This is a genomic window from Mesorhizobium sp. PUT5 (assembly GCF_052216645.1).
Classification (GTDB): Bacteria; Pseudomonadota; Alphaproteobacteria; order Rhizobiales; family Rhizobiaceae; genus Mesorhizobium.
Window position 1 is genome coordinate 176688 of record NZ_JBQOSO010000003.1, and the last position, 26578, is coordinate 203265.

26 protein-coding genes are annotated in these 26578 nt (G+C 64.5%); 10 read left to right on the plus strand and 16 right to left on the minus strand.

Annotated features, from left to right (window positions below):
- Window positions 1-337: 337 nt before the first annotated feature.
- The 7 genes from ACTDI4_RS02530 to ACTDI4_RS02560 all read right to left on the minus strand — a co-directional run bounded on the left by ACTDI4_RS02530 (window position 338) and on the right by ACTDI4_RS02560 (window position 8269).
- A protein-coding gene (locus ACTDI4_RS02530; RefSeq protein WP_442839650.1) for an IS630 family transposase occupies window positions 338-1284 on the minus strand; the annotation gives its coding sequence in 2 pieces (ribosomal slippage) (window positions 338-948 and window positions 948-1284; 948 coding nt in all).
- A 149-nt stretch (window positions 1285-1433) separates the two neighbouring features.
- The gene (locus ACTDI4_RS02535; RefSeq protein WP_442839651.1) at window positions 1434-2219 is read right to left on the minus strand and encodes an IclR family transcriptional regulator; all 786 of its coding nucleotides are present in this window, start codon (window positions 2217-2219) and stop codon (window positions 1434-1436) included.
- 105 nt (window positions 2220-2324) lie between these two features.
- Window positions 2325-3842 carry an ABC transporter substrate-binding protein gene (locus ACTDI4_RS02540; protein WP_442839652.1) on the minus strand — a complete coding sequence of 506 codons (1518 nt, stop codon included), beginning with the start codon at window positions 3840-3842 and terminating at the stop codon, window positions 2325-2327.
- Window positions 3843-3886: 44 nt separating this feature from the next.
- The gene (locus ACTDI4_RS02545; protein ID WP_442839653.1) at window positions 3887-5566 is read right to left on the minus strand and encodes a dipeptide ABC transporter ATP-binding protein; all 1680 of its coding nucleotides are present in this window, start codon (window positions 5564-5566) and stop codon (window positions 3887-3889) included.
- Window positions 5563-6414, minus strand: a complete 852-nt coding sequence (locus ACTDI4_RS02550) for an ABC transporter permease (protein ID WP_442839654.1) — start codon at window positions 6412-6414, stop codon at window positions 5563-5565. The genes ACTDI4_RS02545 and ACTDI4_RS02550 overlap by 4 nt, the downstream gene beginning before the upstream one ends.
- Window positions 6411-7349, minus strand: a complete 939-nt coding sequence (locus ACTDI4_RS02555) for an ABC transporter permease (protein WP_442839655.1) — start codon at window positions 7347-7349, stop codon at window positions 6411-6413. The genes ACTDI4_RS02550 and ACTDI4_RS02555 overlap by 4 nt, the downstream gene beginning before the upstream one ends.
- 26 nt (window positions 7350-7375) lie before the next feature.
- Window positions 7376-8269, minus strand: a complete 894-nt coding sequence (locus ACTDI4_RS02560; protein ID WP_442839656.1) for a proline iminopeptidase-family hydrolase — start codon at window positions 8267-8269, stop codon at window positions 7376-7378.
- A gap of 167 nt (window positions 8270-8436) precedes the next feature.
- Between ACTDI4_RS02560 and ACTDI4_RS02565 the strand changes: the two genes are divergently transcribed.
- Together ACTDI4_RS02565 and ACTDI4_RS02570 are read left to right on the plus strand one after the other, a co-directional pair.
- Window positions 8437-9240, plus strand: coding sequence for a helix-turn-helix transcriptional regulator (locus ACTDI4_RS02565; RefSeq protein ID WP_442839657.1), 804 nt, complete (start codon window positions 8437-8439; stop codon window positions 9238-9240).
- 63 nt (window positions 9241-9303) lie between these two features.
- On the plus strand, window positions 9304-10866 hold the full coding sequence (locus tag ACTDI4_RS02570; protein WP_442839658.1) for a D-aminopeptidase: 1563 nt from the start codon (window positions 9304-9306) through the stop codon (window positions 10864-10866).
- A gap of 9 nt (window positions 10867-10875) precedes the next feature.
- On the opposite strand, the gene ACTDI4_RS02575 is transcribed toward ACTDI4_RS02570, so the two are convergent.
- On the minus strand, window positions 10876-11019 hold the full coding sequence (locus ACTDI4_RS02575; protein WP_442839659.1) for a hypothetical protein: 144 nt from the start codon (window positions 11017-11019) through the stop codon (window positions 10876-10878).
- A 370-nt stretch (window positions 11020-11389) separates the two neighbouring features.
- Here ACTDI4_RS02575 and ACTDI4_RS02580 point away from each other — a divergent pair, with 370 nt between their 5' ends.
- Window positions 11390-12370, plus strand: coding sequence for an ABC transporter permease (locus ACTDI4_RS02580; RefSeq protein ID WP_442839660.1), 981 nt, complete (start codon window positions 11390-11392; stop codon window positions 12368-12370).
- Window positions 12371-12393: 23 nt separating this feature from the next.
- Here ACTDI4_RS02580 and ACTDI4_RS02585 read toward each other — a convergent pair whose 3' ends face one another.
- Together ACTDI4_RS02585 and ACTDI4_RS02590 are read right to left on the minus strand one after the other, a co-directional pair.
- Window positions 12394-13140: an ATP-binding cassette domain-containing protein gene (locus ACTDI4_RS02585; protein WP_442839661.1), complete on the minus strand. Its 747-nt coding sequence runs from the start codon at window positions 13138-13140 to the stop codon at window positions 12394-12396.
- The gene (locus ACTDI4_RS02590; RefSeq protein WP_442839662.1) at window positions 13137-14189 is read right to left on the minus strand and encodes a sugar ABC transporter substrate-binding protein; all 1053 of its coding nucleotides are present in this window, start codon (window positions 14187-14189) and stop codon (window positions 13137-13139) included. The genes ACTDI4_RS02585 and ACTDI4_RS02590 overlap by 4 nt, the downstream gene beginning before the upstream one ends.
- A 194-nt stretch (window positions 14190-14383) precedes the next feature.
- Here ACTDI4_RS02590 and ACTDI4_RS02595 point away from each other — a divergent pair, with 194 nt between their 5' ends.
- From ACTDI4_RS02595 to ACTDI4_RS02610, 4 genes are all read left to right on the plus strand, one after another.
- Window positions 14384-15298 carry an acetamidase/formamidase family protein gene (locus ACTDI4_RS02595; protein ID WP_442839663.1) on the plus strand — a complete coding sequence of 305 codons (915 nt, stop codon included), beginning with the start codon at window positions 14384-14386 and terminating at the stop codon, window positions 15296-15298.
- Window positions 15299-15744: 446 nt separating this feature from the next.
- Window positions 15745-16491, plus strand: coding sequence for an ABC transporter substrate-binding protein (locus tag ACTDI4_RS02600; protein ID WP_442839664.1), 747 nt, complete (start codon window positions 15745-15747; stop codon window positions 16489-16491).
- Between the two features lie 19 nt (window positions 16492-16510).
- Entirely contained in the window at window positions 16511-17653 is a 1143-nt protein-coding gene (locus ACTDI4_RS02605; protein WP_442839665.1) for an ABC transporter permease subunit, read from the plus strand.
- A 13-nt stretch (window positions 17654-17666) separates the two neighbouring features.
- On the plus strand, window positions 17667-18410 hold the full coding sequence (locus tag ACTDI4_RS02610; RefSeq protein WP_442839666.1) for an amino acid ABC transporter ATP-binding protein: 744 nt from the start codon (window positions 17667-17669) through the stop codon (window positions 18408-18410).
- A gap of 76 nt (window positions 18411-18486) precedes the next feature.
- On the opposite strand, the gene ACTDI4_RS02615 is transcribed toward ACTDI4_RS02610, so the two are convergent.
- The 5 genes from ACTDI4_RS02615 to ACTDI4_RS02635 form a co-directional block, all read right to left on the minus strand.
- The gene (locus ACTDI4_RS02615) at window positions 18487-18696 is read right to left on the minus strand and encodes a DUF2945 domain-containing protein (protein WP_442839667.1); all 210 of its coding nucleotides are present in this window, start codon (window positions 18694-18696) and stop codon (window positions 18487-18489) included.
- A 68-nt stretch (window positions 18697-18764) separates the two neighbouring features.
- On the minus strand, window positions 18765-20258 hold the full coding sequence (locus ACTDI4_RS02620; protein WP_442839668.1) for a mercuric reductase: 1494 nt from the start codon (window positions 20256-20258) through the stop codon (window positions 18765-18767).
- A gap of 2 nt (window positions 20259-20260) precedes the next feature.
- Entirely contained in the window at window positions 20261-21547 is a 1287-nt protein-coding gene (locus ACTDI4_RS02625; RefSeq protein ID WP_442839669.1) for a glucoamylase family protein, read from the minus strand.
- Between the two features lie 5 nt (window positions 21548-21552).
- A complete protein-coding gene (locus tag ACTDI4_RS02630) occupies window positions 21553-21684 on the minus strand; it encodes a hypothetical protein (protein WP_442839670.1) in 132 nt (43 codons plus the stop codon).
- Window positions 21685-21870: 186 nt separating this feature from the next.
- Window positions 21871-23034 carry a cytochrome P450 gene (locus ACTDI4_RS02635; protein ID WP_442843243.1) on the minus strand — a complete coding sequence of 388 codons (1164 nt, stop codon included), beginning with the start codon at window positions 23032-23034 and terminating at the stop codon, window positions 21871-21873.
- Window positions 23035-23365: 331 nt separating this feature from the next.
- Here ACTDI4_RS02635 and ACTDI4_RS02640 point away from each other — a divergent pair, with 331 nt between their 5' ends.
- Window positions 23366-24592, plus strand: a complete 1227-nt coding sequence (locus ACTDI4_RS02640) for an MFS transporter (protein WP_442839671.1) — start codon at window positions 23366-23368, stop codon at window positions 24590-24592.
- Between the two features lie 106 nt (window positions 24593-24698).
- On the opposite strand, the gene ACTDI4_RS02645 is transcribed toward ACTDI4_RS02640, so the two are convergent.
- On the minus strand, window positions 24699-25136 hold the full coding sequence (locus tag ACTDI4_RS02645) for an RrF2 family transcriptional regulator (RefSeq protein WP_442839672.1): 438 nt from the start codon (window positions 25134-25136) through the stop codon (window positions 24699-24701).
- Window positions 25137-25336: 200 nt separating this feature from the next.
- On the opposite strand from ACTDI4_RS02645, the gene ACTDI4_RS02650 reads away from it, so the two are divergent.
- Together ACTDI4_RS02650 and ACTDI4_RS02655 are read left to right on the plus strand one after the other, a co-directional pair.
- Window positions 25337-25612: a hypothetical protein gene (locus ACTDI4_RS02650; RefSeq protein WP_442839673.1), complete on the plus strand. Its 276-nt coding sequence runs from the start codon at window positions 25337-25339 to the stop codon at window positions 25610-25612.
- Entirely contained in the window at window positions 25609-26577 is a 969-nt protein-coding gene (locus ACTDI4_RS02655; protein WP_442839674.1) for a c-type cytochrome, read from the plus strand. The genes ACTDI4_RS02650 and ACTDI4_RS02655 overlap by 4 nt, the downstream gene beginning before the upstream one ends.
- Window position 26578: the final 1 nt, after the last annotated feature.

Sequence of the window (26578 nt, forward strand, 5' to 3'; positions counted from 1 at the left end):
GAAACAGGAGCGGCGCGCGATAAAGGCGACGACTGATAAGGATTCTCAGAGCCATGTTGGATATCACGGGGAGGCATAGCCGAGAGTCAAGTCGGGTTGCCTTTGCTCAACGATAGCCAACCCCTGTTGACTATCGAATACCGCCAAATGCGATAGACAACGCCTCTTCACCACCCTATACGATAATCAACGAACGTTGATTATCGTATAGGGCAGGAAGCGATACCCAAAATGGCTAACGCGTCATTAAATCTCGATTTTTCTGAAGCCGTGAACTACCACTACGATCAATTTCCACCAAAATTGCTCGCCTATGATCGATTAGAGCGGTTTTCGATCAGTCTGGCTCATAACCACATGAAGTGAAGTAGTTGGCGCATTCGTTAGGCTGGAAGATATCGACGAGCTTGCCGATCAGGCTCCAGAGGCCGCCGACGGTTCGCTCTCCCGCCTTGCGCAGCATGGCCTTGAGGCGGGAGAAGGCTTTCTCAATGGGGTTGAAGTCCGGGCTGTAGGGCGGAAGGAAGCGCAGTGTCGCGCCCGCTGCCTGGATGTGTTCGCGCACCGAGGCCCGCTTGTGGCTCGACAGATTATCCATGACGACAACGTCACCGGGGCGCAGTTCCGGCACGAGAACCTGAGTGACATAGGCTTCAAACCAGTCGCCGTTGATCGGCCGATCCAGCACCATCGGTGCGACCATGCCACTCATGCGCAGCCCGGCCACGAGCGTGGTGGTCTTGCGGTGGCCATGCGGGAAGCCCATCCGCAGCCGCTCGCCTTTTGGGCAGCGTCCATGGCTGCGGGTCATGTTGGTGGTGGTCCATGTTTCGTCGATGAACACAAGACGCTCCGGTTCCAGATCGATCTGGCCGTCGAACCAGGCCCGGCGCTGCTTCAGGATATCGGGACGGTCTTGCTCGACGGCATGGCCAGTCTTTTTTTGCGCGTCATGCCACGGCGCGCGAAGAAGCGGTGGAGCCCGGCGATCGAGACGTGCAAGCCGATCTCGATCAGCGCCAGGCGCAGTTCCTCAAGCGAGGTGTCCCTGCGCGCTTCCCAAATCGCCAGGATGTCCGCCCCACGCTCCTCGATCCGGCGTGACCGCATATCGCCGCCCTGTGGTTTGGGAGAAAAGTCGCCAGTTTCCCGGCGCTGCGCCTGCCAGCGGATCGCCGTCGATGGTGCAACGCCAAAGCGAGCGGCTGCCGCACGGCAGCTCATACCATCATCAACCGCCGCCAGAAGCCGCGAACGCAAATCCATCGAAAGAGGTTGGCCCATCCATGCCGGCCTCCATCACCAGCACGGATCCTGAATCAGAAATTACGCTCCGAGGGAATCCACTCTCGATTCATAACGGTCGAAATCCGCTCTAACTGGCCACGCTCCCGGACTTTCGGAGAGCAGGGTGCAGGCCGCTTGCTTCGTCACTATTTGGCCGGCTGATCTCCGTTCCTGATCAATCCGCTCCTTCGTGTCAGGTCGGCCCCCATCCTGTGGGAAAGCCGTGTGGCGATACGTTGGACGTTCGAGATCACGCGCTCTCGTTGAACATCTGGAATGGATTCCGCCGGTAGGCTGACCGCTACACCCGCGATAGGCCGGTTACGGGAATCGAGAACCGATGCCCCAAAACAGACGATCCCCTCGGCTACCTGCTCATTATCGCAGCTATAGCCGTTTTTGCGGACTTCATTGAGCTCCTGGAGCAGTGCTTCGATGTTCCGAACACTTTTCGGGGTTCGCGGCGGCGGTAGCCCGTCTGCCAAAAGCTTTCGCACATCGAAATCGCTCATATGGCTGAGGAAGGCCTTTCCTGTGGCCGTGAAGGCGGCCGGCATCCGCATTCCGGCCCGGAATTCGACGCGGGAAAAGCAGGCATCGGAATTGCGGGCCGCGATATAGACCACCTCGTCGCCTTCCAGGACCGAGAGCGTGATCGTGGCGCCGGGCAATTCGGTCTCCTGGTCCCACATGGTGGCAAATTCGACGGCGACATCCGACTGGGTGGTGAAGGCGTTCGACCACCGCATCACATGCGGCCCCATCTGGAATGTCTGGTCGTTGCGCCGGATGAGAAGCTCCAGGCTCACTAGCGTGTGACAGATGGTGTGTGCCGTGCTGCGCGCTATGTTCAGCTCCCGGGCGATGTCAGACAGACTGAGCTGGTGCCTGGATCGTGCCACGAGATCCATAATACGGGCGCCTCTCTCCAATGCCGGGACAAGCGGCGCCCGGATATTCCGGCTGAAGCCGGATCTGCCGTCCGGTCATGGCCCTGCGGCGCGGCTGTGGAATCGCCGCGCCGCAGGGCGCAAGACTCAGTTCTTGACCGTATCTTCCAGGAAGAAGCGGCCGAGCGGGTTCTGGTAGAAGTTCTCGATGTTCTTGCGCGTGACGTTGATGAAGGGGCTGTAATACAGGTCGATCCAGTGCACGTCGCTCTTGGCCGTCTTCTGGATTTCCATATACATCGCCTCGCGCTTGGCCGGATCCATCTCGATGCGCGCATCGGCGACGAGTTGCTTCACCTTCTCATTCTGATAGCGCGTCATGTAGTTCATGTTGGAATCGTGGCCCAGCACGAAGGTGGTCTTCTGGTCCGGGTCGATGACGTCATAGGTCCAGTACATGACCGAGAGGTCGTAGTCGCCGGCGATCAGCATGTCCCAGCTCTGGCTGGGGTCGACCTTCTGCAGGTTTGCGGTCACGCCCGCCTTGGCAAGCTGCTGCTGCAGCAGAACGGCGATCTGCTCGTCCACCTCGTTGCCGGCGTTCACGACATAGTTCAGCGTCAGGCCGGCCGCGCCGGCATCCGCCAGCATCTGCTTGGCCTTCTCCGGATCGTAGGGGCGCTGGAGCGCGTTGTCGTCGTGGTAGAGGGCACCCTTGGGAATGTAGGAATTGGCGACCTCGCCGAGGCCGAAGGTTACGGTGTCGACGATCGCCTGCTTGTCGATCGCCATGTCCAGCGCCTCGCGCACTTCCTTCTTGGCCAGCGGGCCGTGCTCGTGGTTGATCAGAAGATGATCTTCACGGGTCGAGGTGTCCTGCGTGACGACCAGCTCCGGATCCTTCTTCAATTCGGCCACGCGGGAGAAGGGCACGAAGAGGGCGGCGTCCAATTGCCCCGCCTGCACGTTCAGCATGCGGGTATTGTCGTCAGGTACCGAAATCCATTCGACGCCATCCAGGCTGACGCGGGACGCTTCCCAGAAATTGGGGTTCTTCTCCAGGATGACGCGATCGCCGCGGCGCCACTCCTTCAGCGTGAAGGCGCCCGAGGCGATCGGGTTCTCGGCATAGGCGTCGGCGCCCATGGTTTCGAGCCCCTTCTTGGACAGGATCGAGGCGCCGGGCATGGCTAGCGAGGCCAGGAACGGCGCCGACAGCGTTTTCAGCTTCACCACCAGCGTGCGCGCGTCGTCACCCTGCGTCGCGGTATCGATCACCTGGTAGGAATCGCTCCACAGCGAGCCCTCGTCGTCGCGGATGCGCAGCAGGCTGTAGGCGGCATCGTCCGCGGTGATGGGCGAGCCGTCGGAGAACTTGGCGTCGCGCAGCTTGAAGGTATAGGTCAGCCCATCCTCGGAAACGGTCCAGCTTTCCGCCAGGCCCGGCTCCAGCACCTTGCCGGACTTGTCGACGCGGATCAGCACGTCGTAGACGTTGGAGAACACCCAGAAATCGATGTTCTGCGCCGTCTTGATCGGGTCGAAGGTCGTCGAATCCTCGCGCCGCCCGATGGTCAGGACGCCTGCCGCCTCGGCGATACCCCCTCCAAACGACAGGCCCGCCATCATGGCCACCAGGCCTATTTTCATCCATTTGTTCTTCATTGTCGTGTTCCCTTTCTGATTGGTCTGGATCTGACTGGTCGCCGCTATGCAACTTCCCGCGCCGCCTGCGGCAGAAGCGGCTTGTCCGGATCGATATCGGGAATGGCTCGTATCAGCGCCTGCGTATAGGGCTCTGCCGGATGCCCGAAGACCTGCGCCGAGGCTCCCTGCTCGACGATGCGCCCCCGGTGCATGACGACGACCCGGTCGCAGAGATTGCGCACGATGGCGAGATCATGCGCAATGAACAGCAGGGTCAGGTTCATCCTGCGCTTCAGCACTCGGAACAGATCGAGGATCTGCGCCTGGATGGTGACGTCGAGGGCCGCCGTGCTCTCGTCGGCGATGATGAGGCGGGGCTCCACCGCCAGCGCGCGGGCGATGCCGGCCCGCTGGCACTGGCCGCCGCTCATGCTGCGCGGACGCCGCGCAGCAAACTCGCGGCCGAGGTCGACAAGGTCGAGCAACTCGCCGACCCGCGCCGGAATATCGCCGGCCGGGATTCGGTCCTGCACCTTCAGCACCTCGGCCAGCATATCGCCGATCGAAAGGCGCGGGTTCAAGGCATTGTATGGGTCCTGGAACACCATCGCCGTCTCGCGGCGAAGCCGTGCGAGAAAGGCGACGCGGTCATCGCGCATGCTGGTTCCGTCGAAGATGACGTTACCCGACGCGATCGGCGCCAGCCCCAGGATCGCCCGCGCCAGGGTGCTCTTGCCGCTGCCCGATTCACCGACGATGCCGACCGTCTCGCCCGCCAGGATCCTGAGCGACACGCCCGCCACCGCCTGCACCGCGCCCGACCGCCCGCCGAACAGACTGCCGGAACCGGCGAAACGGACATTGACGTCGTCCACCTCGAGCAAGGGCTTGTCCGTCGCTGCCGCTGCATCCGGCGCGGGCGCCGCCCTCCTTTCGCCCGCCGAAGGCGGCATCGAGGGATGGCTGCCGATGAGCGCCTTCGTGTAGGGATGGGAAGGCGAACGCAGCAGGCCGCGCTTGTCGCCCTGTTCGACAAGCCTGCCCTCGCGCATGACGGCGATGCGGTCACAGGTCTGCGCCACGATCCCGAGATCGTGGGTGATCAGGATGATCGACAGGCCGCGTTCACGGCGTATGTCCATCAGCAATTGCAGGATCTGCGCCTGGATGGTGACGTCGAGCGCGGTCGTCGGTTCGTCGGCAATGAGGATCTCCGGATTGCACGACAGCGCGACGCCGATCATCGCGCGCTGGCGCATGCCGCCGGAAAACTCATGCGGATAGGCGTCGAACTGCCGCTCCGGCTCGGGAAAGCCGATCTGGCGCAGGATCGCTATCGCCTCCTTGCGTGCGGCGCGCGCATCGAGCCCCTGATGGTAGCGTATCCCTTCGGCCAGTTGGTCGCCGATGGTCATCACCGGGTCCAGATGGCTGGTCGGGTTCTGGAAGATCATCCCGATCCTGCCGCCGCGAACATCCAGCATCTCGGCCTCGCTCGCCCTGGCCAGGTCGCGCTCGCCGAGCATGATGCGGCCTTCCGCGATCCGCATGTTTTTGGACGGCAGCAGGCGGACCAGCGTGCGGCAGAACAGGCTCTTGCCGGAGCCGCTTTCGCCGACCAGCCCGAGCACTTCGCCCTTCCCGAGATCGAGCGAAACCTTGTCGAGCAGCATGCGCGGCTCGCCGCCCGGCACGTCCAGGGCGACGGTGAGGTCCCTGACGCTGAGGACGGGAGCGCTCATTCCTTCATCCCCAGCGCATCGCCGAGCGCGTCGCCGAACAGACTGAAGCCGAAGGCGAGCATCACGATGGAAAGGCCGGGAAACAGCGTGATCCACCAGGCGGTGGTGATGAAGGGCTGGCCTTCCGCGACCATGATGCCCCATTCCGCGATGGGCGGCTGGACGCCGAGCCCCAGATAGCTGATGGCCGCGCCGTTGAGCAGGACGAGCACCGCGTCCGACATCGAAAACACCACCGAGCCAGCGATCGCATTGGGCAAAAGATGCCGGAACATGATGCGCGACCGGCTGAACCCGAGACTTACGGCGGCGACGGCATAGTCGCTGTTCTTCAGCACCAGCACCTGCGCGCGGATCAGCCGCGCATAGGAAACCCAGCCCACCAGCGCCATGGCGATGTAGAAGCTGCTCAGGCCCGGCCCGAGTATGGCGATGATCGACAGGACCAGCACGAGGAAGGGAAACGCCAGGATGACATCGATGAGCCGCATGAACAGCGCGTCCACGATCCCGCCGAAAAATCCCGCCACCGTGCCGATCAGCGTGCCGATGATGAAGGGAAAGATCACCCCCAGTATGGCGATCTGGAGATCGATGCGCACGCCCCAGATGACCCGCGAAAGAATGTCGCGGCCGAAATTGTCCGTTCCGAACGGATGTGCCCAGGACGGGCCCAGCAGGCGGATGTCGGCATTCTGCGCGATGGGATCGTAGGGCGAGATATAGGGCGCGAGCAGCGCCGCCAGCACGAAGACGATCAGGATCGCCGCGCCGATCACCAGCGCCGTGTGCTGGCCGAGCCGCCACCGCCAGCCCATCCGCCCGCCGCCCAGGGCCCGCACGCTCATAGCTTCACCCGCGGATCGGCGGCGACGGTCAGGATGTCGGCGATGAGGTTGATGAGCACCGTGGCGCAGGCCAGTATCATCGCCACGCCCTGCACGACCATGTAGTCGCGCGAGAAGATCGCCCGCACCAGCAATTGCCCGATGCCGGGGATGGCGAACACGCTTTCGACGACCACCGTCCCGCCGATCAGCCAGCCTATGTTGATGGCGAGAAGGTTGATGGTCGGCACCATCGAGTTGGGAACGACGTGGCGCCAGAACACCACGCGCTCGGGCATGCCGCGTGCCCGTGCGGCGACGGCGACGTCGGAGCGCAGGCCTTCCACCATCGCCGCCCGCAGACTGCGCGTCAGCACGGTCGAAAGCGACAGCGCGATCGTCAGACTGGGCAAGGCCAGGTGGGCTACTTTCTCTCCCAGCGTCTCGCCATAGCCGGAAACCGGCAGCAGACCGAGATTGACGCTGAACAGGATGATCAGCATCAGCCCCAGCCAGAACGGCGGAAAGCCGATGCCCGCCGTCGAGACGACGCGCACCGCGTGATCGGCAAATCGGCCATGGTTGCGGGCGGCAAGTGCGGCCATTGGCACCGCGATCAGTACAGAGAGCACCACGCTCGCCAGCACCAACACCAGCGTCGGCTCGATACGGGTCATGATGAGTTTCAGCACGTCGATCTTGTAGAGGATCGACTTGCCCATCTCGCCGTTGAGCAGGTTTTTCACGAAGTAGAGATATTGAAGCCACATCGGCTCATCGAGGCCGTATTGACGGCGGATGTTGGCGATGGCCGTGGGCGTGGCCCGCGCGCCCAGCAGCACACGGGCGGGATCGCCGGGAATGAGCCGGACCAGCACGAAGGTTACGACGCTGATGCCGAACAGCACCGGCAGGAACTGGATCGGACGATAGAGGACGAACTTGTACCGGTGCATGCCTCAACGTCCCGGCGTTCGGTACTTCATGTGCCGGCTCCGTGGCGCGACAGGAAATCGACCAGCACGCGGTAATAGTCCCCAGGGTTCTCGTAGAACGGCATGTGGCTGGAATTGCGCATGATGGCCACTTGCGCTTCGGGCATCGCCGTTTTCATGCGCAAAGCGCAGGCGGGTGTCAACTCGTCGTGCTCGCCGTTGACGATGAGCACCGGCGCCTTGATTTTCGGCAGGTCCGGCACGCGGTTCCAGTCCTTGAGGTTGCCGGTATAGAGAAACTCGTTCGGCCCCTGCATGGTCACGTACGGACCCATGTTCCAGTCGTCCAGCGAGCGGCGCACGGGTGCCGGCCACTCCGGCAGGCGGCAGACGTGGCGGTAGTTGAGCAGTGTGATGGCCGCCATGTATTCGGGGTGGTCCAGCGTGCCTTCGGCCTCGTGCTTCTGCATCATGGCGACGGTTTCGGAGCCGAGCGCGGCACGCAGCCGCTCAAGCTCGGAAACCAGATGCGGTATGTCCGCGACGGTGTCGGCAAGGATGAGCGAGGCGAGGTTTTCGGGGTGCGTCAGCGCATAGTCGATGGCGAGCCAGCCTCCCCAGGAGTGCCCCAGCAGATGCACCTTGCCGAGGCCGAGCTCGCGCCGCACGGTTTCGGTTTCGGCGACATAGCGGCCGATCGTCCAAAGCGAGGCGTCGTCCGGCCGGTCCGAGGCGCCCGTGCCCAGCTGATCGAAGGCGACGACCCGATAGCCATGATCGATCAGGCAGGAATGGGCTTCACGCAGGTAGTCGCATGGAAGGCCGGGCCCGCCATTCAGGCACAGGACCGTGTTCGTCCCCTTGCCGAAGCTGTAGGCCCTTACCCGATGGCCATCGACGCGGATGTCGACCTGTTCGTCGGGGCTGATCTCACGCCACATGGTTCCCTCCCTGCCCTGGTGAAAGGCAGCGTCCCGAATCCGCCGCCCGGACCTGCCGGCGGTCCGCTGCCCTCGGCAAGTTTATTCGTCAGCCATGCTTTCGCCAGCTATAAGAAATGATAGGTTCGGGATCATTTCCACGGCGGCGAAGGAGACTGGCGGCAGGCATGCTCGACCGGATTGAGGCAATCAGGGACCAATTCGCCCGGCATCAGACCCTCGACGAGCGCATCGATCATGCCTTCGAGGCCATGAAGAAACTCGGCTTCGGCGCCATGATCTACGACTATACGCCGGTGCCCATGAAACCGAATGGTCATATCGCCATCCCGTCGCTGATGAAGCTGCGCAACATTGCCAGCGGCATGCACGAATACTGGTGCGACCGCGGCTATTTTCTCATAGACCCGGTGCAACTGCTCGCCGCACGCACGTCGGTGCCCTTCTTCTGGAACTACGAGCCGGGAGCCGACACGCGCATCCGCCATTTCGTGACGTCGGAAACCGAACCGGTGGCGCGCTATCTGCTCGACCACGACATGCCGGCCGGCGTGACCGTGCCGATCCATATGCCGCATGGCGGCTACGCCACCGTCACCGGCACGCTGGCGCCGGGCGCCACCGCGGGCGAGGCGCTGCACAACATTGCCGATTTCGGCCTGCTCGCGCAGGTTTTCCACGAGGCCGCATACCAGGCCTATGCCGATACGGTGCCGGGCCTTGCGTCGGCCCCTCTCACCGCGCGGGAAAGGCAGTGCCTGCGCTACTGTGCCGACGGCTACTCGGCCAAGGAGATTTCGCGCTTCATCGGCCGTTCGATCCCCACGGTCGTCCTCCATTTGAGCGCGGCGACGAAGAAACTGGGCGCCCGAAACCGCACCCAGGCGGCCGCGATGGCCGTACGCCACGGCCTGCTCGGCGAGCCCCGGGCCGCCCGCGAATATGCGGGGATCGCCACGACGAAAAATTGACTTCCGCTGCCGGGTATCTTCAATACCGGCTCCGTTCACGGCAACAGCACCGGGAGTCCCGCGTTGGCGAGCAAGGTCGATCTTCCATCCCTGAAGCGGGCGCTCGAAGCCCTTCCCGAGAAGTTCAAGGGGCCGGGCGGTGTCGCGGGCGTCGTGGCGAACGGCGAGGTGCTGGCGCGGCAGGCATGGGGATATGCCGACATGGCGAGCGGCCTGGCCATGACGACGGCTACCCGGCTGCCGATCTGCTCGATCAGCAAGCAGTTCACATGCGGCGTCCTCCTGGATCTGGTGGGCGACCCCGCCCGCCTCGACGGACGGGTGGCGGATTTCCTTCCCCGCCTCGAGGGCCGCCGCCCCACCATCGCCAATTTCTGCAACATGCAGTCGGGCCTGCGCGACTATTGGGCGCTGACCGTCGTTCAGGGCGCTGAGCCCGAAGGCGTGTTCGGGCGAGAGGACGCCAAGCCGCTTCTGGCCCGCATGCGCACCACCCACTTCGAGCCGGGCAGCAGCTATTCCTACTCCAACGGCAACTTCCGCATCCTGTCCGACCTGCTGGAGGATTTTTCGGGCCGTTCCCTTGCCGAGCTTTATGCCGAGCGGCTGTTCGGGCCCGCCGGCATGGAAACCGCGCTGCTGACCGCCGACACCAGCAAGCCTCTGGACGGCGTGATCGGCTACGAAGGCAACGACCAGGTCGGCTTCTTCCCCGCCGCCAACCGCATCTACTGGACGGGCGATGCCGGCATCTCGGCTTCGCTGGAAGACATGCTGGCGTGGGAACGCCATATCGATGCCACCCGCGACGACGCGGACGGTCTTTATCGGCGGCTGTCGCGGCCGCAGACATTCAGCGACGGCACATCCGCACGCTACGGCTACGGCCTTTCGCACGAGACGGTGGACGGCGTTGCCGTGACCGGGCACGGCGGGGCATTGCGCGGCTTTCGCCTGCACCGCATGCATGCCGCATCGCAGCGCTTGTCGGTGGTCGTCCTGCTCAACCATGAAGCGGATTCCCATGAGGCGGCGCGCATGTTGCTGCGCGCCGCCCTTGGCCACCGGGAAACGCCGGCGGCGGCCGGCGTGGCCGATCCGGCCTGGAACGGCCACTATCTGGACAAGGCCAACGGCCTTCTGCTCAGCGTGCGGGCGGATGGCGCGATGCTCGACGTGCGCTACGCCCACTCGCCCGAGCGGCTGCGCCTCAAGTCGGAGAGCACCGCGGAGGCGCCCTCGATGACGCTGGCGCGCGACGACGACGCCATGCGGTTGAGGCGCCCCAGCGAAAACCTGAGCGCGAGCGCGGTCCGCGTCGCCAGCGACGTCACCCAGGGGCTGGAAGGCAGATATTTCTCCAGCGAACTGGATGCCTGGCTGGAGATCGACAAGGCCGGCACGGCATTGTTCGGCCGCTTCGAGGGCTTGCTGGGCCGCGGTCCCATGCACGCGATCCATCCGGTGGGACGGGATGTGTTCGTGCTGTCCTGCCAGCGTTCGATGGATGCCCCCGCGCCCGGCGACTGGACCATCCAGGTCGAGCGCGACGCTGCCGCAGGCATTCGCGGTCTCGTCGTCGGCTGCTGGCTGGCCCGGAACATCGCCTACGAGAAAGTGGCCTGAAGGCCGGCTTCAATAGCCCGGCCTCGGAACCTCGACGCCCAGCCGGCGGTCGTTGGTGAAGATGGCAACGAGTTCATGCTGGTTTCTGTAGGAGCCGCCCATCGCCCCACTGGGCTTTACCCAGACGGCAGGATTGAAGAGTTGGCCGATCACGGCTTCGCCCAACCGGCTGACTCGGCCACGTCGCAATTTGCCAATTCGCTACGATTGACGATCTAAAACGGCCGAGAGGTTGCGGCGCAGGCCGGAAGAGGATTCCGAGCTTCCTGCGCTAAGTACTCTGCATGCCCATCCCATAATTCCCCTGGCTGGCTGAAATCGGTTCCCGCTATCAGCATAGTCCCGAATTTCCGCGGTTAGCGGCTTGTTTCGGCCAGTCCCTCCGGGCAGCCTGCCCCGGGGAACGCTCCGCGTTCCTTCGGCCATTCGTCTTGCCCAGATCCAGCCGCGAAGACTAAGATCGACCGCCGGCCCGGAGATCTCGCAAAGGATGGATTTCGCAAAGGGCGGTGGAGACAAGCCCATGACGAACTGGTCGTGGCGAGGCGTCGCCAGAATCGTTGCCGGCCGCCCTGGCGGGGTGCGCCGGCCGGCGGCCTTCCTGATCGCGGCCTCCGTCATCGCAAGTCTCGTCGCTCCCCCTTTCCTCACCGTGAGCAATCTCGCCGCCTTGTTGACGAGTTCGAGCTTCCTGGTCGTCGTCGCCGTCGGCGAGGCGTTCGTGATCATGGTGGGCATGATCGATCTGGGCGTCGAAAGCATGCTGGCCGCCGCCGGGATGTTCGTCGCGTGGCAGACCGTCTTCTACGCGGTGCCGGCGCCGCTGGCCGTGGCTGCGACCCTGGCTGCCGGCGCCGGCATCGGTGTCGTCGCCGGCCTGCTCGTGGCACGCGGCGGCATTCCCTCCTTCATCGTCACGCTTGCCGCCTATTGGGGAATCCGCGGCGTGGCCCTGCTCTTCAACGGCGGAAACTACATCAGCCCCTACGCCGCCACCCCTCCGCGGCCCTTCGGCTTCTCCGGAATTGCCGGCACCGTCGCCGGCTTTCCGGTCCTGATCCTCATCTCGCTTGTCATCGTCGTCGGCGCGCAACTGGTGATGTCGTTCACCCCGCTGGGAAACTGGATCCGGGCGACGGGCTCGAACGAGAATGCCGCGCGCGCCGTCGGCATCCGCACGAACATGGTCAAGGTGCTGGTGCTTGCCGTTTCCGGGTTCATGGCCGCTTTGGCCGGCATCATGATCACTGCCTGGCAGGACTCGATCTACCCGCTGACGGGCCAGGGCGATTCCCTGCAGGCGATCGCCGGCGTGATCCTCGGCGGCATTCCCTTCAATGGCGGCCGCGGCACGATCGTCGGCGCGGCTCTCGGCGTCCTGGTCATCGGCGTGATCAACGACGTCATCGTGCTGATCGGCCTGCCGGCGCTCTATGAATACATCTTCGTGGCGGCGATCCTGATCCTTGCCGGCCTGCAGGCCCGGATAGCTTCCGCGAAATAGATTCCTTGGCCGATTCCGGCCGCTCAGAACATGGCATGGACAAGATCGCCGACGCTGAGGTCGCGGTTTTCCAGCGTGCCGCTGACCCTGCCGTGACGGAAGACGACGATGCGGTCGCAGACCTCGATCAGGTCTTCCAGCCTGTGGCTGACCAGAAGCACCGTCTTGCCGGCGCCGCGCAGCCGCCGGATGAGCGCCAGCACATCTTCGACCTTCTGCACCGAAATGGCGGCCGTCGGCTCGTCCATGATGATGATCTGGCGGTCGAACAGGATGGCCCGGCCGATCGCCACCGCCTGCTGCTCGCCGCCCGAAAGTTCGCCCACGATGTCGTCGGGCGAGATCTTCGTGTTCAATTGCCTCAGCACTTCGCCCGCGCGGGCGCGCATGGTGCTGCGCGCCATGCCCAGCCCGAAACGGCGAAGCTCCTCGCCCAGGAACAGGTTCTGCCAGACCGTCAGGTCCGGCGCGAGCTCCAGCCGCTGATAGATCATCTCGATCTTCAGTTCGCTCCGCGCCGTGTGCGGCGAGCGTATCTGCACTTCGCTTCCCTGGTAGAGCACGCGGCCGGAATCGGGATGGTGGAAGCCGGTGAGCAGCGACAGGAAGGTCGATTTCCCGGCCCCGTTGTCGCCGATGATGCCGACCACCTCCTGCCGGTAGATGTCCAGGCTCACGCCGTCCACCGCCCGGACCGGCCCGAAGGTCTTGACCAGGTCGCGGACCGAGATGATCGGCCGGAGGTCCTCTGCGGGGGCCGCTTCGCTCACTTGTCGCTGGTCACCCTATAGGCCTGCGCCTTGCCGTAGGGCAGCGGCGCTATCTCCTCCGGCGTGCCCCAGGCCGAGATATTGTCGGCATTCGCCTGGGTCACGACCGTCATGGGGATGATGACATTGCCGTCGGGGAACTTGGAAGCCGGCGGCTTGGTGCCGTCCTGAAGGATGTTGGCCATCGCCTCGACCGCCCAGTAAGCCTCGACAAAGGGAGAATGCGTGACCGTGTCGAGCTGCGTGCCCTCCTTCACGGCCTGCAGGCTCTCCGGCTGCGCGTCGGCGCCGACCACGAGCGTCTGCTTGCCCGGTGTGATGTTATGCGTCTGCAGCGCCTTGACGACGCCGAGCGCCATCGCGTCGTTGCCGCAGACCACGAGTTGGATGTCCGTGGTCTTGGCAAGCTCCGTCGCGATCATCGCCTGCGCCTTGTCGGTGGCGAAATCCGCGGACTGGTTGAGGGAGATCTCGGCCTCCTTCTTGTCAACCAGGGGCTGCAGCACCTCCATTGCGCCGTTCAGGCGGCCGATCGAGACGCTGGCGCCGAGCGTGCCCTGAAGGATGACCACATGCCATGGTTTCTTGACCTTGTTCTTCTCCAGGGTATCCACCGCGAACTGCGTCTCCTCTTTTCCGAGCGTCACGTCATTGTCGCCGATGAAGGCGACGCGGGCCGACGGGTCGGCGACGTCGCGATCCACCGTGACGATGGGAATGCCTGCTTTCATGGCCTTCGCGGCGGTTCCGGTGACCGATTCCTGAATGGTGTTGAGGATGATGCCCTTGGCGCCCGCGGCAACCGCCTCGTTGAGATCGGCGATCTCGTCCGAGGGAGAATTGTTGGCGTTGACGATCTTGACCGCCATGTCCGGATGGTGCGTGGCGGCCTGCTTCACCGCCTCGGCCATCGGCGCGAAGTAGGGATAGGCGTAACCGGTGAAGATGAAATAGACCGGCTTCGGCGCATCCGCCGCGCCGGCGGGGATCACGCCGGCCGTCGTTGCAGCGAGGCCGGCAAGAAAGCAGGCCGCAAATTTGCCTTTCATATTTTCCTCCCTGGAAAACCGGAGCATCGATTGCGATCGCCGGTGCGATGCAAGCTAGGATTCGCTCCCGGCCCGTCAAGAACCGGCACCGGCGGCATCCCGGCCTTGTGAGCGCGCTGTTTCGCCGGGCCGGAAGCCGCGCCGCAGGCATGCCGCGCTTGCCGAAAACGCGGCGCTCGGCTACGCCGTCAGCCATGACCACGCACCGCTTTACCGCCACTGAATGGCAAAATGTCCTGGGCACCCTGCCTGCGGCGATCACCATCGCCTCGGGCGACACGGTGATCACCGAGACGATCGACGCCAACGGAGTCGACAAGGACGGGGTGCAGCGCGCCCCGGAGCCGAACCCGATGAACGGCCCGATCTTCGTGGCCGGCGCCGAGACCGGCGACGCGCTCAGGGTCGAGATCCTGCGCATGACGCCGATCCGCGAGACCGGCTGGACGCGTGCCGCGCTCGCCGGGAACGTCGTCGAGCCGGAATTCGTGCGCGGCCTGCCGCCGCGCGACAAGGTGCAGTGGCGCATCGACCGCCAGGCACAGACGGTGCTATTGGACCCCGCGGTCCCGGGCCTCGAGAATCTCGTGCTGCCGCTGGAGCCGATGATCGGCTGTTTCGGCGTGGCGCCGGCCATGGGGCAGGCCTTCTCCACTGCCACCTCCGCCGAGAATGGCGGCAACATGGACTACCGCGGTTTCCGCCCCGGCGCGACGGTGTGGTTTCCCGTCGCCGTGCCGGGCGCGCTGTTCTTCCTCGGCGACTGCCATGCCAGGCAGGGCGACGGCGAGATCGTCGGCACCGGCATCGAGACCTGCTTCGAGGTCGAATTGCGCCTGACGGTCGAAAAGGGCCGCAATCTCGTCTGGCCGCGCGGCGAGAACGCGACCGACATCTTTTCGGTCGGCAATGCAAGGCCGCTCGACCAGGCGCTGCAGCACGCCACCACCGACATGTTCAACTGGCTGACAGCCGACTTCGGCCTGAGCCCCGTGGCCGCGAGCCATCTCATGGGGCAGGCCGTCCGCTACGATGTGGGCAATGTCTTCGACCCCGCCTACACCATGGTCTGCCGCCTCGAAAAGAAGTGGCTACCGAAGCGGGTATAGACCGCCGCCCGTCCGGCGACCTCCTTCGACAATGGCGGCGCCGGCTCGTCGTGGCTCAAATCGACGGGCGGGTCGCCGAGATGGCCAAGGGCCGGCGCATCCGAATCGGCCGCAGTCGAACTGCCGGCATATTCCGCCCAGCCAAGACAAGAATGCTTGCCGTCATTTGCGCCGCGAGGCATCGGCACTTGTCTTTTTGTGTTTGAGCCACAGATGTTAACAAAAGTGCGAAAACGCACCGCATGCAAACTGCCATTGCTCAATCCGGAGGGTCAATTTCAAGCAAGACCGTTGCATGAATCATGGATTCTGCAATTTGGGAGAAGGTAATCATGAAATCGTGGCCTAGAAATCTCGTTCTCGTGAGTTATTCCCTGCTGGCAACGACCTTTTTTACGTTATCTGTAGTGTCGTTCTCCGATGCCGAAACGATCGGAAATTGCGAATTGACCGGCACGAAGGGCTCAATTCCTATCAAGCCGGCCATCCCTGGCCAACTGACCGTCGAGACCAACTTGCCGGCTCCCGGCTGGTGGAACGGCGATTCTCCCGATGCCATCAAGGACGGCTACGAATATTGCATGGCCGCCAACATCGCCTATCGGGCGGGTCTCGACAAGGTGAAGGTGGTCAACGTCTCCTTCGATGCTCTGGTCGCCGGCCAGACCAAGAACTTCGATCTTGCGCTCGCCGAAATCTCCATCACGCCGGAACGCGCGAAAGTCGTTGATTTTTCCACGCCGTATTTCGATTCCGACATCGGCGTCATGGTCAAGAAGGGCGAGCAGTTCGACGAAGCCAAGCTCAAGGACATGCGGGTCGCGGTGATGCAGGGGACGACCGGCGCCGCCTTCGTCGCCAAGCATCTGCATCCGAAGGAAGTGAAGGTCTTCCCCGACATGGGCGGCATGGATACGGCGCTGATGGCCAACCAGGTCGACGCGGTCATCCATGACACCTCGATCGTGCTGGGCGCCGTCTCGCAGTCGAACGGCGCCCTGGTGGTGCCGGATCAATATTCGACCGGCGAATCCTACGGCGCCCTCTATCCCAAGGGTTCACCGAACGAGGCAGCGTTGAACGAGAGCATCGAATCGCTGAAGAAGGACGGCACCCTGGACAAGCTGGCGACCAAATATCTGGCCGAGGCATGGGGTGCGGATCCGACCAAGATCCCTTACATCAAGCCTTGATCGCCGGGGCGGCATTCAGATGTTGTCGAACGATTACGACCGGGGAGGCGGGGCCGCGCCCAGCCTTTTCGGCGGCGAACGGCGCTGGAGCGCCGGAACGCCGCCCAGGGACGCGACCGGGTGGTCGATCACGGCTCTGTTCGTCGCCATCCTCGTCGTGTTCGCGACCTGGTCGACGCTGAACGGCATCTATTCCGCCCTGTCCTCCGTCGGTTCGCAAAACGTTGTCGCCGCGGCGATCCTCGTCGTCTGCGGCGTGGCTGCGCCGCTGCTGCTGTGGCCGGCGGTGCAGTCCTGGCGCCAGTCGCAGGTGGCGAAGGCCGCGCTGGCGACGGGCGACCTGGTGGCCGCCAGGGTGGCGACCGCGGCGTTGCGCGAATACGCCTTTTCAATGTTCGGCTATGCGGCGGTCGTGGTCATCATGCTGATCGCCGCGCAGTTCTTCATCGCCAACGACCTTGCGGTCAGCCGCACCTTCTTCCAAGTTCCGTTGATCGCCAGTTCCCTGGAACTGACCATCAAGGCCTTCTGGACAAACATCCGCATCTTCGTGGTGGCGGAAATCCTGGTCCTGATCTGGGGCCTCGTCGTGGCCATCGCACGCCTGCTGCCGGGCGACGCGGCGCGACCCGTCCGGCTGATATCGACGATCTATACGGATATGTTCCGCGGCCTGCCGGCGATCATCAACATCTACCTGATCGGCTTCGGCATCCCCCTGACCGGGCTTCCGGTGCTTAAGGACCTTGCGCCGGAATCCTATGCCATCCTAGCCTTGACGCTGACCTATGGCGCCTATGTCGCGGAAGTCTACCGCGCTGGCATCGAGAGCATCCACTGGAGTCAGGTGGCGGCCGCCCGCTCCCTCGGCCTGTCCTACATGCAGACCCTGCGCTATGTCGTCGTTCCGCAGGCGGTGCGCCGCATCATCCCGCCGCTGCTCAACGACTTCATCAGCCTGCAGAAGGATACCGCGCTGGTCAACGTCATCGGCTCGATAGACGCCTTCAACCAGGCCCGCATCATCGCCTCCAACCACTTCAACCTGTCGCCGGTCACCACGGTGGCGCTGCTCTTCATCCTGATCACCATACCACAGACCCGCCTGGTCGACAGGCTGATCGAACGCGACCAGCGCCGCATGCGCGCCGGAGGCAATTGAGGCTGCCCGCGCCATGGCGATGATCGAAATCCGCAACATCATCAAGAGCTACGGTGAGTTCAAGGTCCTCAACGGCCTCAGTCTCGAGGTCGAGGAGCATCAGGTCGTCTGCCTGATCGGCCCGTCGGGCTGCGGGAAGTCGACATTGCTGCGCTGCATGAACGGGCTCGAGACCATCCAGGGCGGCGAGATCCGCATCCATGGCGACCGCATGTCCGGGCCGGGCGTCGACGTCAACGCGCTGCGCCGCGACGTCGGCATCGTCTTTCAGAGCTACAACCTGTTCCCGCACATGACGGTTCTGGAAAACGTGACCCTCGCGCCCCTCAAGGTGCTGAATGAAAGGCCGTCCGCGGCGGAAGAAAAGGCGCTTCGCCTGCTGAAGCGCATCGGACTGGAGCACAAGGCCAAGGAATATCCCGACCGCCTGTCGGGCGGTCAGCAGCAGCGTGTCGCCATCGTGCGTGCCCTTGCAATGGGGCCGATGGTGCTGCTGCTCGACGAGATCACCTCGGCCCTCGATCCCGAACTGGTCTCCGAAGTGCTCAACATCGTGCGCGACCTCGCCGCCGAGGGCATGACCATGCTTCTGGCCACGCATGAGATGGGGTTCGCGCGCGAGGTCGCCAGCAAGGTGTGCTTTTTGTATGGCGGCAAGGTCCACGAGGAGGGTCCGCCATCGCAAATCTTCAGCAATCCCACCGACGAGCGCACCCGCGCCTTCCTGCAACGCATCATTGAAGCTGGCCGTTTGTGAGTTTGGAGCGGGACAGGGGGTCCGGAAGGGATCATCTCGCTCTAAAATCTCCGCATGGTGGCGAACCGTGCCGCCGTCAGCCGATCTTCGTCAGCGCGCCTTCCTTATGCGCGGCGACGTGATCGGTCCTATCGCTCTTGATCTCATATTGCGGATCGTCCTTCGAGGCATGATGGCGGTGCCCCTTGTAGTCGAAGTCTTCGTGATGGACCTTGATGATCCTGCCGCTGACCCGCCCGGCCTCCGAATTCCAGCTCACATGGTCGCCGATGGAATATTTCGTCATGATCTTCTCCAGTCATGGGCAAGAATGCTTTTTCCGCGGAGTCGTTCCGGCGCGGCGCCGAAGCGCCTTCACGCCGGTGCCGCCCGAACCGCCTTGTCGAATTCGCGCCGCCAGGCCTGCGCGGCGAGCATGATGGCATCGGACTGGGCCGGGTAGGTGTGGACCATCTCGGCCAGGGCCTTCATGCCGATGCCGGCGCTCATGATGACGGCCATCTCATTGATGAGCTCGCTGGCGCGCGAGGCGACGATGGTCGCGCCCAATATCCTATCGGTGCCCTCGGCGATGTGGATCTTGACGAAGCCGGTGTCCTCGCCGTCCGTGATCGCCCGGTCGACATCCTGCATCATCACGGTGAAGCTCTTGATCGCAATCCGCTGCCGGCGCGCCTCCCAAACCTGCAGGCCGATATGGGCGATCTCGGGATCGCAGAAGGTGCACCAGGGCGTCGCGATGTCGACATGCCTCTCGCGTGCCCGCATCAACGCGTTTCTCACGGCGGTCCGCGCCGAAGCCTGCGCGGCGTTGGTGAATTTCAGCGCCAGGCAGGCGTCGCCGGCCGCATAGACATGCGCATTGGTGCTGCGCAGGAAATCATCGACCTCGATCCCCTTTTCGCGATCGAAAGCGATGCCGGCCTGTTCCAGGCAGAGTTCCTCGACATTGGGCGTTCGCCCGACGCAGAGCAGGATTTCGTCGGCACGGACCTCGCCCTTCACATCGTAGTTCACGGTTTCCAGAACCTTGGCCGCGCCGTCGCGCCGGGCGCCGACCACGGTGGTGTTCAGGCGGATTTCCATGCCGTCGCGCGCCATGGCGCGCGACAGGATCTCGGCGGCGTCGCGCTCCTCGCGCGGCAGGAACTTGGCATTGTTCTGCACGATGATCACATGCGCGCCCAGCCGGCAAAACGCCTGCGCCAGTTCGCAGCCCAAGGGGCCGCCGCCGACGACGGCGAGGCGCTTCGGCAGCGCCGCCATCCCGAAGACCGTCGCGCTCGTATAGCAGCCCATCGCGTCGAGGCCGGCAACATCGAGCGTCCGGGGGCGAGCGCCGGTGGCGACCAGCGCCTTGCGGAAATGCAGGCGGGCATCGTTGACGGCAAGCGTGCGCGCATCCGTGAAGCGGGCGCTTCCGAAAAAGACGTCGACGCCGAGCGCGCCAAGATCGTCGGCCGAATGATAGGCCGCGATGCGCGTGCGGATCCGGTGCATGCGCGCCATCGCCTGGCTGAAATCGAGAGCGGGCTCATATGGCGCGGGCGCGCCATATTCGTCGGCATTGCGCATGGCGCCGTAAAGGCGCGCGGTTCGGATGATCGCCTTCGACGGCACCGATCCGGTATTCAGCGAGTTTCCGCCCAGATGGTCGCGCTCGACGAGGGCGACCGAAAAGCCCAGCCGGGCGGCATATTCGGCGGCCGCCACGCCCGCCGGTCCGGCTCCCACCACGGCCAGGTCGTAGGTACCGCGCGGCGCAGGGTTCGGCCGGTCGCGCGGCCGCACGCGCCGCAGATAGCTGGCGTCGTCCTCCGGCCCTGTCGCCGGCGCGATATTTTGCATGTCTACAGCCATCCGCCTTCGAAGCCGGCGCGCCGCAAGCCGTCGCGTATCCAGGCGCAGCGCCGCATGAGCTGCCAGATCAGGCCGGTGCGATGATTTTCGATCATCATCACCAGCAGGCCCTGGTCGAGCCCGTACCACCCATCGGAAAGCCAGCCGCCCGAACCTTCGCGCAGCGTCGGATTGAAGCCGCTTGAAAACCTGTCCGTGGTGCAGACCTGAGGCCAGGTTTCCAGAAGGCGCCTCGTGCCGGCCAGCGCGGCATCGGCGGCGAAGGGCAGCGACGCCAGCATCGCCCATGGCGCGATCGTGCCGTCGTCCGGCCCATAGGGCACGCCGCGCGACATATAGCCGAAGAAGCGGCGGTCCCGCCCGTCCTCGCGGATCTCGGGCGCGGACGGGCCGTCTCCCGCCGTGACGCCCCAGAAATCGCGGCTGTACGCGCTGAAACCATAGGGATTGCGCTCGCCATATTCGCGATGGATGGCGATGGCGCTTCTGGTGTTCTCGAAATAGTCGCTGGATTTTTCGCGCATGAAGGCATCGCGGATGCCGCGAAAATCGATCCATGCATGGGAAAACAGATGCGTGAACAGCGGGCCGGAATAAAGAACGTCGCGATCCAGCAGGTTCTCCCACTGATAGGTCAGGCTCCAGCGCTCGTAGCCGCCGGGCGTCAGCGCGAAAGTCGGCGAGCCGAGGCCGAGGACATAGAGGATGGTCGCTTCGTTATATCCTTCCCAGCCATAGTGGAGAAAGCCGCATTCGGGCTTCCACCCTTGCGTCAGGCCCGTGGTTCCGTTCTGGGCCCAGCGCCAGTCGACACGGCGATAGAGCGCATCGGCGCGCTCGCGGATCTCGGTTTCCTCGTTGCCGCCGTCGAAATAGCAACCGGCGACAAGGATGCCGGCGGTCAGCAGGGCGGTGTCGATCAGCGAAAGCTCGCATTGCCAGACGCGCCTGCCGGTTCGCATGTCGAGGAAGTGATAATAGAAGCCCTTGTAGCCGGTGGCGTCGGGCGCTTCGCTCTGCCGGCTTCGGGCAAGGAACCTGAGCGCCTTGAGCGTGCGCGCGGCGGCTTCCGCGCGCGGAAGCCAGCCGTTCTCGACGGCGACGGGATAGCAGGAGAGCGCGAAGCCGACCACGGCGATGCTGCAGGGCGATCCCTCGCGCGAGGTATCGGCGACGAGGCCGTTTTCCGCATCGGCATAGTCGAGGAAATAGGAAAAGGCGGCGCGCTGAAGCCGGGTGACCAGCGCATCGTCCGAGATCTGCGCCCAGCCGCCCATGTCACCTAGGCCGACATCGAAATGTCGCGGCCCTCGGGCGCGCCCCGGCCGGGCGTGATCGCGGCGCCCTGCCCGGCGCGCCGACCGGCCCCGACGACGATGGCTTCCTGCCGGGCCAAGGGCTTGTAGTCGGACATCGGGAAAACTCTTCCGGACATAGAAGACGACGGAAATTACAGGCGACAGGCACCACGCCGCTGCCGATCGGGCAGCCGTCAACATAACGCAGCCGGGAAGCGAAAGGTCCGGCCGGTTCGTCAATGTCCGGGAACAAGATCGTGATGGCCGGCTGCGGACCGTCCGGGCGCCGGCGGATCCGCAGACTATCCGATCCGCAGGGGCAACGCCGAAAACCCGCTGGCCGGATAGATGGCAAGCACCGGCTGGCGGCCGGGCGCCGGGGCGATCTCGCTTGTGCCTTTCAGCAGTTCCTCCATGACGACGCGCAGTTCCAGCCTGGCCAGTTGCGCGCCCGGACAGACATGGATGCCCCGGCCGTAAAGCAGGTTCTCGTCCGGGTCGCGGTCGAGGCGGAATTCGTCGGGATCGCCGAAGACCGCCTCGTCGCGGTTGGCCGAGGCCCATATCAGCGTGACGCGCTCGCCGGCGGCGATCCTGCGCCCGCCGATCTCGACCGGCTTCGTCGTCACCCGCCGGTTGGAAATCAGCGGCGCGTGCAGCCGCAATATCTCGTCGATGGCGGCCGGCAGCAGGCCGAGCTCCTTGCGAAGCTGCCGCTGAAGCTGCGGCTTCTGCGCCAGATAGTGGGCGAGGATGCCGACGCAGGCGGTGATGGTGCCCAGCTCGCCGACCGTCCAGTTGCGCAGGATGCTGACGATCTCCTCCTGGCTCAGCGGCCGCCCGCCGATCCGCTGGCGCAGAAGATCGGTGGTGATGTCGTCGGGCGCGGCTGTGCCGGCACGGCGCCGCGCCTCCAGCAATTGGCTGATATAGCCGTCGAATTCGAGCGCGATCGTCGCCATGGCGACGATATCCCTGGCCAGCGTGGCCTCGTGGTTCTTGCGAACCCATTCGAGCAGCGGCTCGTGCATGCTGTCCGGCCAGCCGAGGAAGGCGCACTGGATGCGCACGGCGAAGCGCCGGGCAAGCCGCGCCACCAGATCGATCTCCACGTTCCGTTCAAAAGAGGACACGAGATCGGCCGAGATCGCGCGGCACAGCGGCTCGAAGGCCTCGACGCGAGCAGGCTCGAAATGGCGCTCGATCAGTTGCCGGTAGGCCGTGTGCCGGGGCGGGTCCATGCCGCTCGGCACCGACAGATGGCGGGAACCGGCGCTGCTGAAGCTGTGGTGGTCGTCCAGCGCCCGCACCACGTCCTCGTGCCGCAACAGCGACCAGCCGAGATAGTCGCTATACGCCACCGGACAGCGGTGGCGCATTTCGTCATAGGCCTTGATCTGGTTGGAAAACACCGCGTCGGATCGGGGGTCCCAATCGGGTTCCGGCTTTTCCGGCGTCACGTCCATGGCAATCGTCAATGCGTCTCTCCGGCCTGGCAAGGATCCCGGAGCCAGGACGGCGGCAGCGGGAGCACAAACCTCCTGCTAGCCGCCTCTGCGGCCGAGAACTTTGCGCGCGCTCAAACATCGGGCGGGATCTCCCGGCGATCGCGATCCGGCATCGCGGTGTCGCCGACCCCGCCGCGCCGGCGGGTTGCCGCTGCCACGGCGCGCAGTTTGCACAATCTCGCGGCTGGACCATTGCGAATGGCCCCTGCTGGCCGTTTTCTTCAAGCCGGCGTGAGGATACGGTGCGGCGAGATCAAGCAAAAGCGTCGCACGGAACACCTCCCTCAAAATGAAGCAAGAGTTGAACCAGTTCGGTCCCTCCGTCACGCAGCCGCGCACCTATATGGCCGTGCTGGTCGTTCTTGGCCTGACGCATCTGCTCAACGATCTGATCCAGTCGCTCATTCCGGCCATCTATCCGATCATCAAGGACGCCTATGCGCTCGATTTCGTGCAGATCGGGCTCATCACCCTGACCTTCCAGATTGCCGGCTCGCTGCTGCAGCCGGTCGTGGGCTACGTGACCGACCGGCGCCCGATGCCGTATTCGACCATCGTGGGCATGACCTTCACCCTCGCAGGCCTGATCAGCCTCGGCTTCGCCCCGAGCTATGGCATAATCCTTGTTTCGGTCGCCTGCATCGGCATCGGCTCGGCGATCTTCCACCCCGAAGCGACCCGTTTGGCGCGCCAGGCTTCCGGCGGCCGGCAAGGGCTTGCCCAAGGCGTCTTCCAGGTCGGCGGCCAGGCCGGCGGCTCGCTCGGGCCGCTGTTTGCCGCCTTCATCATCGTGCCGCATGGCCAGGCGAGCCTTGCGTGGTTCACGTTGGCGGCGCTGCTCGCCATGGCGTTGATGGTCTGGACTGCCGGGCAACACGCGCTGATCCGCAAGCATATCGCGACCCTGAAGGCTTCGCTCCAAGGAAGCGCCGCAAACAGCCGGCTGCATTCGCGGGCGACCGTCATGACCGGCATGATCATTCTCACGCTGCTGATGTTTTCAAAGATCGCCTACACCGAGAGCTTCCGATCCTTCTACACCTTCTACCTGATCGAGCGTTTCGGCGTATCGATCCCGACCTCCCAGATCATGCTGTTCGTCTTCCTGGTAGCTCAGGCCGTGGGCGTGCTGATCGGCGGCATTGCCGGCGACAGGATCGGCCGCTATCGCATCATCTGGATTTCGGTCCTCGGCCCGCTGCCGTTCACACTTCTGCTGCCCTATGCCGATTTCTTCTGGACCGGTGTGCTGACCGTGGTGATCAGCCTGATCATCGCGAGCGCCTTCGCCTCGATCCTGATCTACGCCATCGAATTGCTGCCGGAGCGCGTCGGTCTGATCGGCGGGCTGTTCTATGGCCTCAACTTCGGGCTGGCGGGGATCGCGGCTGCCATTCTGGGCGGGCTGGCGGACAGCATCGGCATTGAAAGCGTCTATTGGCTGTGCGCCTTCCTGCCGCTGGCCGGCCTTCTGACCTGGTTCCTGCCGCGCATAGAAGACGGCGCCCGAAGCTAGGTCGCGGCGAGTTCCGCCACCGGCACGCCCGAATCGGCCATCCGAACGGCGAATGCGGGGCCAGCATCGGCAGTCATCCTTCGGTGCCGCCGGACCTGGCGTTCGGCTATGTCGCCGGGCGTGACGGCTTGCCCGACACCGGCCCGGGATAAGCGCATTCGGCGACGCTGGTCTTGTCCAGCTCGGCCAGGAAGGCCTCGCGCGCAGCGGCCAACTGCGGTTTCAGCCGGCAGCGCGGGGTGAGAAGGCACGCGCCGCCGTCGGCCCGAAAACATTCCACCATGTCGTAACGTTCTTCCAGGTGGCGAACGACCTCGCCAAGCGTGATCGTGTCGGCCGGCCGCGCCAGCCGGATGCCGCCGCCGGCGCCGCGCTGGGTTGTGACGAAGCCGCCGCGGGCGAGATCCTGCACGACCTTGGTGAGGTGGTTGTAGGGGATTTGGAACTCCTCCGCGATGCGGGCGGTGGTCGACGGCGCGTCCGGCGTGCCGGCAAGCCGCATCAGAATCCGCAGGCCGTAGTCGGTGAAGGCGGCAAGTCGCATGAGGTTCCCTTAATTAGTATTTACAATGCCTATTAACGGCGCTATGAATTGGCATCTAAAATACCTGTTTGGCCGGCGCCTGTCCAATCGGCGCCTGTCCAATCGGGGGCTGTCCAATCGGCGACGGGGCGAGGGCGCGAGGGGCGATCGGCGGGACGCGGCTCCGTCATGCCGGCAGCGATTGTGTCGATGGAGGGGATATGTCTGTGCAACGTATCATTCGATTGGGTGTGGCGATCGTGGCCAGCGGCGCAAGCCTTGCGCTGTCCTGGCCCTACTGGCGTGATTTCGGCTACTGGGCGGAATCGCATTTTATGTGGACCGCCTATTTCATCGTGGGGTTCATCCTCGCCGTCTATGTCTTTTATGCGTTCCTCGGCAGCCTGCGCACGCTGTTCGAGCACGACATGCTGGAGCGCGAAAAGCAATCCGCATGCTGTGCCGAAATTCCCTCCGGCAAGGCGGATAGGCCATGAGCTGCAAGCCGGGCGAACCGTGCCATGAGGGGGTGAAGCGCCGTCGCGCGCTCGCAGTCCTCGGCCTTATGGGCATCATCTTCCTGGCGCTGTCGGGCGTCTCGTTCATCACTTCGCGCGGGCAGGTCGTTCCTTCGAAGGTAACCTATGCCGGCTTTGACGCGGTGCAGGGCAAGCGCGTATTCCAGTCCTACAACTGCATGGGCTGTCACACCATCGTCGGCAACGGCGCCTATTTCGGCCCGGACCTGACCAAGCTCTACGCCGGGGTCGGGCCGGCCTGGCTTGAAGCGTTCCTGCCCTCGGCGGGCGCCTGGCCCACGAGCGGCGCGGTGAAGCTGCAACTGCAGGACAAGGCCATCGCCGCCGAAGCCGGCGTCGACACGATCGAGGCCTATCTGGAAAAATATCCGGCCGCCGCCGAGCGCATCAACCGGCGCGGGGGCAAGCCCACGCACATGCCGAACCTGCCGTTCAGCCGCGACGACGTGCACGAACTGGTGGCGTTCCTGAAATACACCTCCGAGATGAACACCGAAGGCTGGCCGCCCGTGCCGAAGGTCGACGGGCTGACGTTCCCTGAGGCGACGCCGATGCCCGTTGCAGCACGGCAGGCCGCGCTTTCGCCGGCCGAAGGGACCGGCCAGGCCGCCGCGACGCCGATTTCCGCGACCGCGCACGGCGCCGAGCTGGCCGAGGAGAATGGCTGCACGGCCTGCCACGCCAAGGACAAGCAGCGCCTGGTCGGCCCCGGCTGGGGAGGCCTCTACGGCTCCACCGTCAAGCTCGCCGACGGGTCGAGCGTGGTCGCCGACGACGTCTATCTGACCGAAAAGATTCTGAAGCCCGACGCCAAGGTCGTCGCCGGCTTTGAGGCCGGCGTCATGCCGTCCTTTGCCGAGATACTCGATGCAGACCAGATAAAAGACGTCGTCGCCTATATCCGCAGCCTTGGGGGGAATTGAG

What these genes read in the sequence shown, in the direction of transcription:
- ACTDI4_RS02540 (WP_442839652.1), bottom strand. Translation starts at nt 3,842, where the DNA reads ATGAAGAACAAATGGATGAAAATAGGCCTGGTGGCCATGATGGCGGGC.
- ACTDI4_RS02545 (WP_442839653.1), bottom strand. Translation starts at nt 5,566, where the DNA reads ATGAGCGCTCCCGTCCTCAGCGTCAGGGACCTCACCGTCGCCCTGGAC.
- ACTDI4_RS02550 (WP_442839654.1), bottom strand. Translation starts at nt 6,414, where the DNA reads ATGAGCGTGCGGGCCCTGGGCGGCGGGCGGATGGGCTGGCGGTGGCGG.
- ACTDI4_RS02555 (WP_442839655.1), bottom strand. Translation starts at nt 7,349, where the DNA reads ATGCACCGGTACAAGTTCGTCCTCTATCGTCCGATCCAGTTCCTGCCG.
- ACTDI4_RS02560 (WP_442839656.1), bottom strand. Translation starts at nt 8,269, where the DNA reads ATGTGGCGTGAGATCAGCCCCGACGAACAGGTCGACATCCGCGTCGAT.
- ACTDI4_RS02565 (WP_442839657.1), top strand. Translation starts at nt 8,437, where the DNA reads ATGCTCGACCGGATTGAGGCAATCAGGGACCAATTCGCCCGGCATCAG.
- ACTDI4_RS02580 (WP_442839660.1), top strand. Translation starts at nt 11,390, where the DNA reads ATGACGAACTGGTCGTGGCGAGGCGTCGCCAGAATCGTTGCCGGCCGC.
- ACTDI4_RS02590 (WP_442839662.1), bottom strand. Translation starts at nt 14,189, where the DNA reads ATGAAAGGCAAATTTGCGGCCTGCTTTCTTGCCGGCCTCGCTGCAACG.
- ACTDI4_RS02595 (WP_442839663.1), top strand. Translation starts at nt 14,384, where the DNA reads ATGACCACGCACCGCTTTACCGCCACTGAATGGCAAAATGTCCTGGGC.
- ACTDI4_RS02605 (WP_442839665.1), top strand. Translation starts at nt 16,511, where the DNA reads ATGTTGTCGAACGATTACGACCGGGGAGGCGGGGCCGCGCCCAGCCTT.
- ACTDI4_RS02610 (WP_442839666.1), top strand. Translation starts at nt 17,667, where the DNA reads ATGGCGATGATCGAAATCCGCAACATCATCAAGAGCTACGGTGAGTTC.
- ACTDI4_RS02615 (WP_442839667.1), bottom strand. Translation starts at nt 18,696, where the DNA reads ATGACGAAATATTCCATCGGCGACCATGTGAGCTGGAATTCGGAGGCC.
- ACTDI4_RS02620 (WP_442839668.1), bottom strand. Translation starts at nt 20,258, where the DNA reads ATGCAAAATATCGCGCCGGCGACAGGGCCGGAGGACGACGCCAGCTAT.
- ACTDI4_RS02625 (WP_442839669.1), bottom strand. Translation starts at nt 21,547, where the DNA reads ATGGGCGGCTGGGCGCAGATCTCGGACGATGCGCTGGTCACCCGGCTT.
- ACTDI4_RS02630 (WP_442839670.1), bottom strand. Translation starts at nt 21,684, where the DNA reads ATGTCCGACTACAAGCCCTTGGCCCGGCAGGAAGCCATCGTCGTCGGG.
- ACTDI4_RS02635 (WP_442843243.1), bottom strand. Translation starts at nt 23,034, where the DNA reads ATGGACGTGACGCCGGAAAAGCCGGAACCCGATTGGGACCCCCGATCC.
- ACTDI4_RS02640 (WP_442839671.1), top strand. Translation starts at nt 23,366, where the DNA reads ATGAAGCAAGAGTTGAACCAGTTCGGTCCCTCCGTCACGCAGCCGCGC.
- ACTDI4_RS02645 (WP_442839672.1), bottom strand. Translation starts at nt 25,136, where the DNA reads ATGCGACTTGCCGCCTTCACCGACTACGGCCTGCGGATTCTGATGCGG.
- ACTDI4_RS02650 (WP_442839673.1), top strand. Translation starts at nt 25,337, where the DNA reads ATGTCTGTGCAACGTATCATTCGATTGGGTGTGGCGATCGTGGCCAGC.
- ACTDI4_RS02655 (WP_442839674.1), top strand. Translation starts at nt 25,609, where the DNA reads ATGAGCTGCAAGCCGGGCGAACCGTGCCATGAGGGGGTGAAGCGCCGT.